The organism is Streptomyces sp. PTL18, assembly GCF_059510295.1.
In genome coordinates this window covers 21,720-36,273 of the sequence record NZ_JCAJZO010000003.1, presented here as the reverse complement: position 1 = coordinate 36,273, position 14,554 = coordinate 21,720, and the positions used below count along the sequence as shown (strand labels likewise).

Sequence of the window (14,554 nt, the reverse complement as noted above, 5' to 3'; positions counted from 1 at the left end):
AACGTGAGAAACGCAGGGCGGCGGTACCAGCGGGGGCAACGCGGCGGAACACTCGGTACCGGTTGCGCAACCGACCCCCCGAGCGAAAGCAGCGGATGTGAGCCAGGTCCTCCACACACCGCCTCCCACGGCCACCGACCCGGCCGGGACGCCGGCGCAGCTCGCCGCCCGGTACGGCCTCGCGGTCAGCGGTGCCCGCCCCTCCCTGCCGGAGTACGTCCGCCAGCTGTGGGCGCGCCGCCACTTCATCACGGCCTTCGCCACCGCGAAGCTCACCGCGCAGTACAGCGAGGCGAAGCTCGGCCAGATCTGGCAGGTCGCGAACCCGCTGCTGAACGCGGCGGTGTACTACTTCATCTTCGGTGTACTCCTCGGCACCAAGCACGGCGTGCCCGACTACATCCCCTTCCTGGTCACCGGCGTGTTCGTCTGGACCTTCACGCAGAGCTCGATCCTGGCGGGCACCCGCGCGATCTCCGGCAACCTCGGACTGGTGCGCGCCCTGCACTTCCCGCGCGCCGCGCTGCCCCTCTCCTTCTGCCTCCAGCAGCTCCAGCAACTGCTGTTCTCGATGGCCGCCCTGGTCGTGATCCTGCTCTGCTTCGGCGTTCCCGTGGCCGCCTCCTGGGTCCTCGCGGTCCCGGTCCTGGTCCTGCAGTTCATGTTCAACGCCGGGGTGTCGATGATCGTGGCCCGGATGGGCGCCAAGACGCCGGACATCGCGCAGCTGATGCCCTTCCTCCTGCGCACCTGGATGTACGTCTCGGGCGTCATGTGGAGCATCGGCAAGACGCTCAAGCACAGCGGCATGTCACACTGGGCGAAGCTGCTGCTGGAGTCGAACCCGGCGGCCGTCTACATCGACCTCATGCGCTTCGCGCTGATCGACAGCTTCAAGGCGCACCAGCTCCCACCCCACGTGTGGGCGTACGCGACGGGCTGGGCCCTGCTCGCCGGCGTCGGCGGCTTCATCTACTTCTGGAAGGCTGAGGAGACGTACGGCCGTGGCTGATCTCGTGAACGACAGGGTGACCGACGGGCCGAACGACGAAGCGGTCCCCACGGTCATCTGTGACGGCGTCGACATCGTCTACCGCGTCAACGGCACCGGCGCGGGCCGCGGCTCCGCGACCGCCGCGCTCAACCGCATCCTGCGCCGCAAGCAGGCGGAGAAGGCGGCGGGCGTGCGGCGGGTGCACGCGGTGAAGAACGTGTCCTTCACCGCGTACAAGGGCGAGGCCATCGGTCTGATCGGGACCAACGGCTCCGGCAAGTCCACGTTGCTCAAGGCCATCGCCGGGCTGCTCCCGGTGGAGAACGGCAAGATCTACACCAACGGCCAGCCGTCCCTCCTGGGCGTCAACGCGGCCCTGATGAACGACCTGACCGGCGAGCGCAACGTCTACCTGGGCGGTCTCGCCATGGGCATGTCCCGGGAGCAGATCAAGGAGCGCTACCAGGACATCGTCGACTTCTCCGGCATCAACGAGAAGGGCGACTTCATCACACTGCCCATGCGCACGTACTCCTCCGGCATGGCCGCCCGACTGCGCTTCTCCATCGCCGCCGCCAAGGACCACGACGTCCTGCTGATCGACGAGGCGCTCGCCACCGGTGACCGCGCCTTCCAGAGGCGGTCGGAGGAACGCATCCGCGAGCTGCGCCGGCACGCGGGCACCGTCTTCCTGGTCAGCCACAACAACAAGTCCATCCGGGACACGTGCGACCGGGTGCTGTGGCTGGAGCGCGGTGTGCTGCGCATGGACGGCCCGACCGAGGAGGTCCTCGAGGCCTACGAGGCGTTCACGGGCGGCGCCGACAAGGCCAAGGGCGCCGGTGGCGCAGCGCAGGCGGGCGCCCAGAAGAAGGCACCCACCGGAGCGAAGTAGCATTTTCCTTCATCGAGGCGCGAAACGAGAGCGGTTTGTTCCCCTCTCGTATGTGTCTCTTACTATCTCGTATACGCCTTGTCCATGTTGTGCCATCAGTTGTGCCATCAGCAGCAGTGCCGCCGTGGGCGTCTGAAGAGCAGGGAGACCACGTGCAACCAGGGCTGAGCGTGATCGTTCACGGCCCCGAAACCCAAGGCCACCTGGGCGAACTTCTGGACGCCCTCGCGACCCAGCCTTTCGCCGAGGTCGAGGTGGTGATCGCGGCCGTCGGCGACTGGGCCCGACAGGAGGCCGAGCGGCATGCCGCCGACGACCCCCGGATGGTGGTGTTGCCGCTGCCCGAGGGCACGAGCGACGCCGCGGCCCGGGCCGCGGGCGCCGAGCGGGCCACCGGCAGTTGGCTGCACTTCGCGCACGCCAAGGACGGGCTGCCCGTGGGCGCCGTGCGCACGGTCGCCGACCGCACCGCGGAACTCGGGGACTCGGCGGACGTGCTGGTCGTGGATCATGTGCGGTCCACCTGGCAGACCGCCGGGGAGCCCAGCGGAGACGGCCGCTTCCTGGCCCGGGCGAGCCGCCGCGGCGTCCCGCTCGCCGACTTCCCGCAACTGCTGCGGCTGACCCCGGTACTGGGCAACCGCGTTATACGCGCCGATTTCTGGCGAAACCAGGACATCGCGAATATCGCGGGCGATGACTTCCGTGACGACGAGGCGTACACCGCTCTCGCCGTGCTCCTGCACGCCGACCGGATCGCCGCCCTCGACCACGCCGCGTACGAGATAAGGGAGCTGCGCGAGGAAAGCCTCCCGCAGGTGACTGCGGCCCAGCGGTACGCCGTGATAGAGCGGTACGAGCGGCTGCACCGTGTCCTGGCCGAGCAGGGCGCCCCCGAGGGACCGCGCGCCGTGCTCTACGACGTCATGGTCCGCGACCTGCTGCGCACGTTCGCGCGCAGCAGGATGCCCGACCCCGTGGCCCGGGAGTTCTTCGCCCGTGCGTCCCGGGCCGCCGTGCGCTGGCGGCCGGAGCACCACCAGCGCCCCGGCGGCTTCGAGGGCATCCGCCACCAGCTCCTGGAGGAGCACGCCTACACCCGCTACCGCGCCTTCCAGGCCGCCAACCAGAAGCGGCGCGAGGTGAAGTCGGTGGTGGCCACCGGCAAGCGCGAGGTGGGTGCGAAGCTGCGCGACCACCGCTACCGGCGCGCCCTGAGCGAGCCCGTCGACCCGAACCTGGCCGTCTTCTCGGCGTACTGGGACCGGGGCGTGGCCTGCAACCCGGCCGCGATCGCCGCGAAGCTCTCCGAGCTCGCCCCGCACATCCACCAGGTCTGGGTGGTCGCCCGCGCCAAGGCGGCGCTGCTGCCGCCGGGCACCGACCACATCATCGCGGGCACCCGCCGCTACTGGGACGTGATGGCGCGGGCCAAGTACCTCGTCAACAACGTCAACTTCCCGAACCCGGTGGTCAAGCGCCCGGACGCGATCCACCTCCAGACCCACCACGGCACCCCGCTCAAGCGCATGGGCCTGGACCAGCTCGACTTCCCGGCCGCCTCCAAGGGCCTGGACTTCGACGCGTTGCTGGCCCGTATCGACAAGTGGGACTACAGCCTGTCGTCCAACAGCCACTCCACCCGGATGTGGGAGCGGGCGTACCCGTCGCGGTACACGAAGCTGGACTACGGCTACCCGCGCAACGACGTCTTCTACTCGGCGACGGCCGAGGACATCCGCGCGATCCGCGAGCGCCTGGGTATCGCCCCGGGCCGCCGGGCCATCCTGTACGCGCCCACCCACCGCGACTACGAGGCCGGCTGGACCCCGCGCCTCGACCTCGCCTCCCTCGCCGACCGGCTCGGCGAGGACACGGTGCTGCTGGTCCGCGGCCACTACTTCTACGGCGGCGGCGCCTCCCCGCTGACCGGTCTGCGCCGCTCGGGACGGGTGATCGACGTGTCGTCGTACGACCCCGTCGAGGACCTGTGCCTGGCGGCGGACGCGCTGGTCACGGACTACTCGTCCATCATGTTCGACTACGCCAACCTCAACCGCCCGATCGTGATCTACGCCGACGACTGGGAGACATACGCGAAGACGCGCGGCGTCTACTTCGACCTGATGGCGGAGGCGCCCGGCCAGGTGGCGCGCACCCAGGAGCAGCTGGCGGCCGTGTTCGAGACGGAGGCGTGGCGGGACGAGGCCGCGCGGAAGTCGCTGACCGCCTTCCGGCGCCGGTTCTGCGAGTTCGACGACGGGCGCGCCGCGGAACGGGTGGTACGCCGGGTGTTCCTGGGCGAGAGTGAGGAATCGCTGCCGCCGGTGATCCCCGTGGACGAACGCACCCCGGCCCCGACCCCCAAGGAGGCGAACGCGTGACGACGGCCGTGACCGCCGAGACCCGAACCCCCGATGTGACGATCACGGTCATCGTCTACAACGACGCGGAACGCCTTCCGCGCGCGGTGGAGTCGCTGCTGCGGCAGACGCACTCCAACATCGAGGTGATCATCAGCGACGACCACTCGACGGACGACACGCCGTCGGTGGCGCGACGGCTCGCCGCCCAGGACGAGCGGGTGCGTTATCTGCGCCTGCCGGAGAACAGCGGCGGGTGCAGCGCACCGCGCAACCGGGCCCTGGAGATCGCCCGGGGGCCGTACCTGATGTTCCTCGACAGCGACGACGAACTGCCCGAGAACGCGGTCGAGCTGCTGCTGGCGGCACACCGCGAGCGGGAGGTGGACTTCGCGATGGGCGCGGTCGAGCGGGTCCGCGTCGACACCGGACGGCGCTCCACCTGGATGGCCCACCTCGTCGCCGAGCGGCGCACGGTGGAGGGCATCGACGCCGAGCCGGAACTGCTCTTCGAGCACCTGTCGACGAGCAAGATGTACCGGCGGGAGTTCCTGGACCGGCACGAGCTGCGCTTCCCCGAGGGGATCCACTACGAGGACCAGCTCTTCTCGGCGCAGGCGTACTGTCTCGCCCGGTCCTTCACGATCATCCCGGAGCACGTGTACCGCTGGTACATAGCGCCGTTCGTGGCGGCCGAGGCGGCGTCGATCTCCAACCAGCGGCACAAGCTGTCGAACGTCAGTGACCGCATCTACGTGCAGACGCTGATCGACGAGTTCCTGACGGAGAGCGGGCACGAGGGGCTGCGCGAGCACAAGGACTACAAGTTCCTCAAGCACGACTTCCGGATGTACGCCGGTGACCTGCCCTACCGCGACGAGGAGTGGCTGGCCGGTTTCGCGGACATCGTGACCCCGTATCTGGACGGGCTCGCTGACAGCGCCTACGCCCGGCTGCCGCGTGTGGAACGCGTGGTGATCCAGCTGATCCGCGACCGTCGGCTGACGGAGGCGCAGGAGGCGGCGCGTGGGCTCGGCCACGGGGTGGGTCCCCGGACGACGTCCACGGACGAGTCGGGGACGGTGTACTGGGGCTCGCAGCTGCCGGCGTCGTCGTGGGCACGAGGCGAACTGGACGTCTCCGACCTGGAGCTGGAGTACCGGCCGTTCCCGGGCGCGCTGTTCCGCCACGAGATCACCTCGGTGGAGCCGGGCCCGGGTGCGTCGGTGAACCTGTCGATCCGGACCTACGACCCGGGCCTGCGACTCCCCGTGGGCCCGCAGCGGGCGAGCATCGTGGTCGCGCCGGGGCGGCGCCGCCTGGTGACGGCGTTCCGCCTGGACCCGGTGCGTCCCGGTGTCTTCGAGGGCCGGGTGCGGGTGGACCTGGCGGCGGCGCAGCTGCCGATGCAGGGATTCGAGGGCATCCGCCATCCCATGCTGCGCCTGGAGCACCAGGGCCTGTTCAACACGGGCGTGCTGCTGGCGCCGCTGACGTTCCCGGTGCTGACGGCGACACAGGTCGGCACGCTGCCGCACGAGGTGACCGTGGAGCCGGAGGGCCGCGGGGCCGGGCGCCTGCAGGTGCGGTGGCGGCCGGTGGGGGTCACGGCGAAGGTCGGTCCGGTGGTCCGGCGGGTCGCGGGGCCGCGGGTGCGGCGGGCTGCGCGGCTGGTCCGGAGCGCGTTGCGCTGACAGGTGGGCGGCGGGGGCTGAGCAAGGGTTTGCTCAGCCCCCGCCTTGGTTTCCAGCCCCGGCCGGGATGGCCGTTCGGGCCGACAGCGGGGGCTGAGGGCGGCAGCCCCAGGTACGGGACGGGGAGGGGCGGCGGGGGCGAGAGAAACCCCCTAGCGTGCCACCACCTCGTACAGGACCTGGCCCCGAGGCCCCGAGGTCACCTTCCGCAGTGCCCCGTCCCCGGCCGGCAGGCCCCCGTCCGACCGCCACTGGACAACCCACCGCACCCCGTACTTCCGCAGCACCCCCAGCCGCTCGGCCCGCGACGACCCGGCCGCGAAGTACGTCCGTACCGCCGCATCCCGCCGCGCCTCGTCCGGCAGGAAGAAGTCCGGATAGCCCGGCGCCACCGTGTAGGCGCCGTACGCCGGGATCTGCCGCGAGGGGTTCGTCTTCGCCATGACCACGTCCCCGTACCGCACCCAGGGCGTGATCCAGTGGTACCCCACCCACGGGTCCCGGTACTTCTCCGCGACCACCTCGGGCAGCGCACTCCGCCCCGTCACGTACCCGACCGTCTGGATCTGCGTCCACGCCCCCACGGCCAGCGCCGCGGCCAGCACCCCGGCCGCCACGTTCCGCAGTGCGCCCCGCGCCGCCCCGGCCACCTCCAGGGCCGCCGCCAGCTGCGCCGGGATCAGCACCGCCGGCAGCGCCCGGCCCCAGGAGTAGTGGCCCGTCAGGCCGCCCAGGGCGAACACCAGCACGCCCAGGGCGAAGAACAGCACGAGGGGGTCCAGACGATCCCGCCGCGCCCGTACCGCGAGCGCCACCACTCCGAGCAGTACCAGGCCGAACCGCGGGAACAGGTCCTCGTACAGCGGGCGGTGGATCTCCTCGAGGCCGCCCACCCCGAACAGCGCGAAGAAGTCGTAGTAAGGCCAGAGCGCGAGGATCACGGCGCCCAGGACCAGCCCGGCGCCAAGGCGCAGCCACGTCCTGAGCCCGGCCCGCGCCCCGATCACCGTCGCCAGCGCGCCCAGCGTCGCGACCACACCGGTGAACTGGTGGCTGAGCAGGATCAGCGCCCACAGCGCACCGAGGCCGAGGAACGCCACCCAGCCGCCCTCGTTCCTCAGGGTCCGCGTCAGCAGCGCCCAGAAGTGGAAGCTGAGCCCCAGCGCGAACACACTCGGATACGCCACCGTCAGCGCCAGCGAGTTCAGCCCGATGAAGCCGCTCCAGTTGAACACCTGCGTGCCCCACAGGAGCACCAGGCACAGCAGGGCGAGCGGCGGCGCGAGACGGTGCGCGCTCAGCGTGCGGGCGTACCGCCACACGCCCGTCACCAGCAGCGCCAGGCTGATCAGCGCGCCGACGCGCAGGACCACCCAGACGGAGAGGCCGGTCACCCGGGCCACCACGCCGAGGAAGACCATCCACGGCGAGTAGTACGGGCTCGGAGTGTTCTCGTCGACCAGCGGGTTGCCCGGGTCCAGCAGCCGGTGCCGCAGCCGTTCCACGGTCGCCGCGTGCATGCCCAGGTCGCCGACCCACGGCAGCCGCACGATGACGAGCAGCATCAGCACCACGAGCAGTGCCACCACCGCCCACAGCGCCGCGCCGACCGCGCCGTGCGGCGTCCTCACGGCCGCGAGCGGGCCCCAGAACCGCCCCGTCCGCTTGCCGCCGGCCCGGCCCCGAGCCCCGTCGGCCCCTCCGGTCCCCTCCGCTGTGACGCTCATCGTGCTCCGGCACCCTGCTTCGCCGTGTGCTGGAACACCCACGTCCGGTACACCAGGAAGCGGAAGGCCGACGCCAGCACGATCGACAGCGCCTTCGCCGCATTGGAGCCGATCGGCCCGTTCATGCCGAAGCCGTGGTAGCCGACGTAGAACAGGATGCTCTCCATCGCCACGCCGACGCCGCTGAAGACGAAGAACAGCACGACCTGCTGCCGGGTGCGCGAGGCCCGGTCGCGGTAGGCGTAGAAGCGGAAGCCGAGGTAGTTGGTGCCCATGGCGATGACGCTGGCGAGCACGGTCGCCGTCATCGGGGCCCACGACAGGCCGTGCAGGAGGGCGTTGAAGACGAGGATGTTGACCACGACACCGCTGCCGCCGACGACCCCGAATTTGATCACCTCGGCCGCCAGCCGCCGGACCCGGGAACGCGCCGGGACGGGGGCGGGAGGGACGGTCTCGGCGACCGGGCGAGCGACCTGGGGCCGCTGCTCGGTGAGGTTCACAGACACGGGTACGGGTCCTCCACTCGTCCGACGATCAGGCCAGACCCGTTCCACACGTCCCGTCCGACAGGGGCGAGTGAAACGAAGGGTGGGGTTCCCCCAGGTCTTGGCAAGAAAGCGTCAGACTAGGTTAGCCGACGAACCCGTGCGGGCATGATGCCGGGATACGCACGCACAGGGGGCGCCCCTCACCGAGGGACGCCCCCGTCGTCGTAGCGGGTCCTAGCTGTGCGTCCTCAGCAGGGTCCGCATCGTGCGCATCGCCACCGACAGGTTCGCGAGGTCGAACGAGTCCGAGTTCGAGATCTCGTCGAGCGTCGTGCGCGCCCGGGCGAGGATCGGCGCGTTCTTCTCCTGCCAGGCCTCGAAGCGCTGCTCGGGCGTCGAGGTGCCGTTGCCCGCCGCCAGGACCTCGGCGGTCAGTGCCGCGTGGGCCGCGTACAGGTCCTCGCGGATCGCCGCGCGGGCCATGGACTGCCACCGGTCGGCGCGCGGCAGTTCGATGATGCGGTCCATGAGCTGGGTGATCTTGAGCCGGTCGGCGAGGTCGTAGTAGACCTCGGCGACGTCCATGGGGTCCTTGCCCATGCGGTCGGCCACCGAGACGATGTCGAGCGCCGGGAAGGCGGAGGAGAACCCGGCCACACGCGTGGCGAGCTCGTCCGGCACACCGACGCCCGTCAGCTCGTCGTAGATCTTCTGCCACCACTCCAGGTCCGCACCGCGCACCAGCTTCGGCAGTTCGCCCCAGACCTGCTCGACGCGCTCGGCGAAGAACGCGACCGTCTCGGTGATCTGCAACGGCTGCGGCCGGTTGTTCAGCAGCCAGCGCGTGCCGCGCTCGACCAGCCGGCGGGAGTGCAGCCGGATACGGGTCTGCACGGCGGCGTCGACCTTGTTGTCCAGGTCCTCGACCGCGTCCCACACCGGCGCGGAACGGAAGATCGCGCGGGCCGCGGTCTGCGCCCGGACGATCTCCTCCAGCGAGGCGCCGGTCTCCTCGCGCAGACGGTGCAGGTAGGTCGTACCACCGGTGTTGACCGTGTCGTTGACCAGGACGGTCGTCACGAGCTCGCGGCGCAGTGCGTGGTTGTCGATCTGCTCGGGGAACTTCTCGCGCAGCGCGGTCGGGAAGTACGCGTGCAGCAGGCTGCGCAGGTACGGGTCGTCGGGCAGCGGCGTGTCCAGCAGCTCCCGGGCGACCGTGATCTTCGTGTACGCCAGCAGGACGGCCGTCTCCGGACCGGTCAGGCCCGCTCCGGCGGTGAGCCGCTCGCGGATCTGCCGGTCGGTGGGCAGGAACTCCAGCGCCCGGTCGAGGTGGCCCTCGCGCACCAGGTAGCGGATGAACCGCTGCTGCGCGTGCAGCATGTCCTTCGACTGGAACAGGGCGTTGGCGATCGCGACGTTCTGCGCGTAGTTGTTGCGCAGCACCAGGGCGCCGACCTCGTCGGTCATCTCGGCGAGCAGCTGGTTGCGCTGCTTGACGGTCAGGTCGCCGTTGGAGACCACCGAGTTGAGCAGGATCTTGATGTTCACCTCGTGGTCGGAGGTGTCCACGCCCGCGCTGTTGTCGATCGCGTCGGTGTTGATCTTGCCGCCGTGCTGGGCGAACTCGATGCGGCCGAGCTGGGTCAGGCCCAGGTTGCCGCCCTCACCGACGACCTTGACCCGCAGGTCGCGGCCGTCGACGCGGATGGCGTCGTTGGCCTTGTCGCCGACGTCCGCGTTCGACTCCGTGGAGGCCTTGACGTAGGTGCCGATGCCACCGTTCCACAGCAGGTCGACCGGCGCCTTGAGGATGGCCCGCATCAGGTCGGCCGGGGTCATCTTGGTGACATGGCCCTCGATGCCGAGTGCCTCGCGGATGTGCGCGTTGACCTGGATCGACTTGGCCGTGCGCGGGAACACACCGCCGCCTGCCGACAGCAGCTCGGTGTTGTAGTCCGCCCAGGACGAGCGCGGCAGCTCGAACAGGCGGCGGCGCTCGGCGTAGGAGGCCGCCGCGTCCGGGTCGGGGTCGACGAAGATGTGCCGGTGGTCGAAGGCCGCGACCAGGCGGATGTGCTCGCTGAGCAGCATGCCGTTGCCGAACACGTCACCGGACATGTCACCGATGCCGACGACCGTGAAGTCCTCCGACTGGGTGTCCACGTCCAGCTCGCGGAAGTGCCGCTTGACGGACTCCCAGGCGCCGCGGGCGGTGATGCCCATCTTCTTGTGGTCGTAGCCCGCCGAGCCACCGGAGGCGAAGGCGTCGCCGAGCCAGAAGTTGTACTTCTCGGCGACCTCGTTGGCGATGTCGGAGAACGTCGCCGTGCCCTTGTCGGCCGCGACCACCAGATAGGTGTCGTCGCCGTCGTGGCGCACCACGTCGATCGGCGGCACGACCTCGCCGGCCACCATGTTGTCGGTGATGTCGAGCAGGGCGGAGATGAAGGTGCGGTAGCTGCGGATGCCCTCCGCGAGCCAGGCGTCACGGTCCTTGGCGGGGTCCGGCAGCTGCTTGGCGACGAACCCGCCCTTGGCGCCGACCGGCACGATGACGGTGTTCTTCACCATCTGGGCCTTGACCAGGCCGAGGATCTCGGTGCGGAAGTCCTCACGCCGGTCGGACCAGCGCAGGCCGCCGCGCGCGACCTTGCCGAAGCGCAGGTGCACGCCCTCGACGCGCGGCGAGTACACCCAGATCTCGTAGGCCGGGCGCGGCGCCGGCAGGTCCGGGATGGCCTGCGGATCGAACTTCATGGAGACGTAGTCGTGCGGCTTGCCGCCGTGCGCCTCCTGGAAGAAGTTGGTCCGCAGCGTCGCCTTGATGACGGTGAGGAAGGAGCGCAGGATGCGGTCCTCGTCGAGCGAGGCGACCTGGTCCAGGGCGAGGTCCAGCTCCTCGAGGAGCGCGTCGGTCAGTTCCAGGCCGGCGCGCTGCCGCTCCGGCGACATCCGCGCCTCGAACAGGGAGACCAGCAGCCGGGTGGTGTGGACGTTGTTGCGGAGGGTGTCCTCCATGTAGTCCTGGCTGAAGGTCGAACCGGCCTGGCGCAGGTACTTGGCGTAGGCGCGCAGCACCATCGCCTGCCGCCAGGTCAGCCCGGCGCTCAGTACGAGCGCGTTGAACCCGTCGTTCTCGGCCTGCCCGGTCCACACGGCGGCGAACGCGTCCTGGAACCGCTCGCGGCCGTCGTCGCCGAGGTAGTCGCCGTTGCCGGTTACCTCCTTGGGGAGCCGGAGACCGAAGTCGTAGATCCACGCGGTCGTACGGTCCTGGCAGCGCAGCTCGTACGGCCGCTCGTCGATGACCTCGACGCCGATCCGCTGGAGCACCGGCAGCACGGCGGACAGCGAGACGGAGCCGCCCCTGCGGTAGATCTTGAAGCGGCGCTCTCCGGGGCCGGTACCGACCGGCTCGTACAGGCTGAGCGCGAAGTCCTTGCCGCCCTCCTCGTCGGTGAGCTGTTCGAGGTGGACGAGGTCGGCGACAGCGGCGCGCGGGGTGTGGTCGGCCTTGTAGCCCTCGGGGAAGGCGTTGCTGTAGCGGCGCTGGAGCTCCGCGGAGCGTTCCTCGCCGAGCTCGGCGGTCAGGGCCTCGTTGAAGGCGTCGGTCCAGGAGCGGACGGCCTCCACCAGCCGGGCCTCGATGCGCTCCTTGTCGGCGTCGGACAGCTCCGGCAGCTCGGTGCCCTGCGGGACGCGGACCACGAAGTGCAGCCGGGACAGGATCGACTCGGTGTTCCAGGCGGTGAAGTCGACGCTGGTACCGCCGAGCTCCTCCTTCAGGATGTCGATGATGCGCAGCCGGACACCGGTGGTGTACCGGTCGCGCGGCAGGTAGACGAGGGCCGAGTAGTAGCGCCCGTACTCGTCCTGGCGCAGGTAGAGCCTGAGGCGGCGGCGCTCCTGCAGGTAGAGGACGGAGGTGACGATGGAGCGCAGTTCGTCGGCCGGGGTCTGGAACAGCTCGTCGCGCGGGTAGGTCTCCATGATCTGGAGCAGGTCGCGGCCGTCGTGGCTGTTGGGCGAGAACCCGGCGCCGGTGAGGACCTCGTCGACCTTGCGCCGGACGACCGGCACACGCAGCACGGACTCGGTGTAGGCGGCGGACGAGAACAGGCCGAGGAAGCGGCGCTCGCCGACGACGTTGCCGTTCTCGTCGAACCTCTTCACGCCGACGTAGTCCAGGTACGACGGGCGGTGCACGGTGGCACGGCTGTTCGCCTTGGTGAGGACGAGCAGCTTGTGCTCCCGCGCCTTGGCGCGGGCGTCGGCGGGCAGCCGCTCGAAGGACGGGCTGACCGGGTGCTTGTCCTCGGCCGCGTGATGCGGGTCCGCTCGCAGTATGCCGAGCCCGGTGCCGGGCACGGCGGCCAGCGTGTCGTCGTCCCGCAGCTGGTACTCGCGGTAGCCGAGGAAGGTGAAGTGGTCGGCGGCCAGCCAGCGCAGCAGCTCGCCGGCCTCCTCGATCTGCGCCTGAGGCAGGTCGTCGGGGACGGGCTCCTTCTGGAGACTCTCGGCGATGCGCAGCGCGCAGTCGCGCATCTTCTCCCAGTCCTCGACGGCCTCGCGGACGTCGGACAGGACGCGCAGCAGGTCGGCCGTGATCTGCTTGAGGTCGGAGCGGTCGGTCTCGCGGTCGATCTCGACGTGGATCCAGGACTCGATGTGCGCGTCGTGCGGCAGGTCGCCGCCGGGGGCGTCGGGCAGCACCTCGAGGAGCCTGCCCGTCAGGTCGCGGCGGACGACGAACTGCGGGTGGATCACGACGTGGATGCCGCGGCCCTGGCGGGACAGCTCGTTCGTCACGGAGTCGACGAGGAAGGGCATGTCGTCGGTGACGACCTCGACGACGGAGTGGCTGCAGGTCCAGCCGTTCTCCTCCACGGTCGGGGTGTGCACGCGCACGTTCGCCGTGCCCTGCGGGCGCGTCTCGGCCAGCCGGTAGTGCGAGAAGGCGGCGCCGAAGACGTCCACCGGGTCGCGGTCGGTCAGGTCTTCGGGGGCGGTGTGCAGGTAGTAGCGCTGGAGGAACGCGAGCACGGTCTCCCGGTCCGGGGTGCCCTCGCCCGTCGTCCCGGTCGGTAGGTGCCCCCCGACCGGACTGTTCTCAGCTACCCGGGCGGCCCTCTCGAGCAGCTCGGCCTTGGCTTCGTCCAGCTTGGTCTGCATTGTCCTCTGGCTCCTGTCGCGCGCCGTTGCGTGACGTAGAAGGAAGTACGGTCTCTTCTCCGACGTAACGCCGCGACGCGGGGTGTCCGGTCTGCTTCGACGCTATGCCGCTTGGAGAGATGTGCGGGGGGATATCGGCCGTTTCCGGCTTCCGTGGCGACTGTGACGCTGCTCTCGGCGCGCTCGGCGCCTTCCGCGTCCCCGGCGCCCCGGTTGCCCCGTCGGGCGCCTGCGGCGCCCTGTCCGGCCGGCCCCGCCTGCGAAGACCAGCGACCGTCGCCCGGTCACGGAGGTGGTCCGTGCTCACCGGGCGCAGGGCAGGGACGGCGATGTCCCCGCGAACTATCGCGCTGATCACGCCACAAGGCTATCGCTCCCCGTGGGGGGCACGTCATGAGCCGTATGTGTACAAAACAGGGGGCCGAACTTTGACGTTCTGCACAGGGGCACGAGGGGCGATGCCGTGCAGGGCGCGCGGTGCGAGCATGGCTGTACCGGCTGTGTGACCCCGTCACGGAGCAGTGCCGGGCCGTGCGCGCCCCCTTGGCAAGCGCCCCCGGCAGCGGCACGTTGCCAGAAGCAACCCCACCCAGCCGTCCGCACCACCGAGGGGAGCGCGACCACCATGACGGAGAAGATCCTGATCGTCACCGGCGACGCGGCGGAATCACTGGAGGTCCTCTACCCGTACCAGCGCCTGCGCGAAGAGGGCTACGAGGTCCACATCGCGGCCCCGACGCGCAAGCAGCTCCGCTTCGTCGTGCACGACTTCGAACCCGGCTTCGACACCTACACCGAGAAACCCGGCTACACCTGGCCCGCCGACCTCGCCTTCTCGGAGGTCGACCCCGGGGACTACATCGCCCTCGTGATCCCGGGTGGGCGCGCCCCGGAGTACCTCCGCAACGATCCCGAACTCCGCAAGATCCTCAAGTCGTTCTTCGACACGGACAAGCCGGTCGCCCAGATCTGCCACGGCCCCCTGCTCACCGCAGCGGTGGACGCCCTGCGCGGACGGCGCGTCACCGCCTATCCGGCTCTGGAGCCGGACATGCAGGCGGCCGGGGCCGACTTCCAGGACACCGAGGCGGTCGTCGACGGCACGCTCGTCTCGTCCCGGGCCTGGCCCGACCACCCCGGCTGGATGCGGGAGTTCCTGACCGTCCTGCGCGCCAAGGCGCCGGTGACCTGAACCCGCCCCCCGGTGCGGTGCCC

The 14,554-nt window shown here is 70.4% G+C and carries 8 protein-coding genes; 5 read left to right on the top strand and 3 right to left on the bottom strand.

All coding sequences use genetic code 11. The annotated features are described in order from the left end of the window. Positions 1 to 97: 97 nt before the first annotated feature. The 4 genes from AC5WS8_RS07170 to AC5WS8_RS07155 all read left to right on the top strand — a co-directional run bounded on the left by AC5WS8_RS07170 (position 98) and on the right by AC5WS8_RS07155 (position 5,946). Positions 98 to 1,012: an ABC transporter permease gene (locus AC5WS8_RS07170; protein ID WP_496102451.1), complete on the top strand. Its 915-nt coding sequence runs from the start codon at positions 98 to 100 to the stop codon at positions 1,010 to 1,012. Continuing rightward, positions 1,005 to 1,889 (top strand): ABC transporter ATP-binding protein, encoded by an 885-nt coding sequence (locus AC5WS8_RS07165; RefSeq protein ID WP_496102450.1) that lies wholly within the window; start codon positions 1,005 to 1,007, stop codon positions 1,887 to 1,889. The genes AC5WS8_RS07170 and AC5WS8_RS07165 overlap by 8 nt, the downstream gene beginning before the upstream one ends. 152 nt (positions 1,890 to 2,041) lie before the next feature. Beyond that, a complete protein-coding gene (locus tag AC5WS8_RS07160) occupies positions 2,042 to 4,273 on the top strand; it encodes a CDP-glycerol glycerophosphotransferase family protein (RefSeq protein WP_496102449.1) in 2,232 nt (743 codons plus the stop codon). Beyond that, on the top strand, positions 4,270 to 5,946 hold the full coding sequence (locus AC5WS8_RS07155; protein ID WP_496102448.1) for a glycosyltransferase family 2 protein: 1,677 nt from the start codon (positions 4,270 to 4,272) through the stop codon (positions 5,944 to 5,946). The genes AC5WS8_RS07160 and AC5WS8_RS07155 overlap by 4 nt, the downstream gene beginning before the upstream one ends. Before the next feature lie 152 nt (positions 5,947 to 6,098). On the opposite strand, the gene AC5WS8_RS07150 is transcribed toward AC5WS8_RS07155, so the two are convergent. The 3 genes from AC5WS8_RS07150 to AC5WS8_RS07140 all read right to left on the bottom strand — a co-directional run bounded on the left by AC5WS8_RS07150 (position 6,099) and on the right by AC5WS8_RS07140 (position 13,339). Further along, positions 6,099 to 7,673, bottom strand: coding sequence for a putative glycosyltransferase family protein (locus tag AC5WS8_RS07150; RefSeq protein WP_496102447.1), 1,575 nt, complete (start codon positions 7,671 to 7,673; stop codon positions 6,099 to 6,101). Beyond that, positions 7,670 to 8,182 carry a GtrA family protein gene (locus tag AC5WS8_RS07145; RefSeq protein WP_496102446.1) on the bottom strand — a complete coding sequence of 171 codons (513 nt, stop codon included), beginning with the start codon at positions 8,180 to 8,182 and terminating at the stop codon, positions 7,670 to 7,672. Before AC5WS8_RS07145 ends, AC5WS8_RS07150 begins: the two co-directional genes overlap by 4 nt. A 216-nt stretch (positions 8,183 to 8,398) precedes the next feature. Next, positions 8,399 to 13,339 (bottom strand): NAD-glutamate dehydrogenase, encoded by a 4,941-nt coding sequence (locus AC5WS8_RS07140; RefSeq protein ID WP_496102445.1) that lies wholly within the window; start codon positions 13,337 to 13,339, stop codon positions 8,399 to 8,401. Between the two features lie 625 nt (positions 13,340 to 13,964). Here AC5WS8_RS07140 and AC5WS8_RS07135 point away from each other — a divergent pair. Then, a complete protein-coding gene (locus tag AC5WS8_RS07135) occupies positions 13,965 to 14,531 on the top strand; it encodes a DJ-1/PfpI family protein (protein ID WP_496102444.1) in 567 nt (188 codons plus the stop codon). Positions 14,532 to 14,554: the final 23 nt, after the last annotated feature.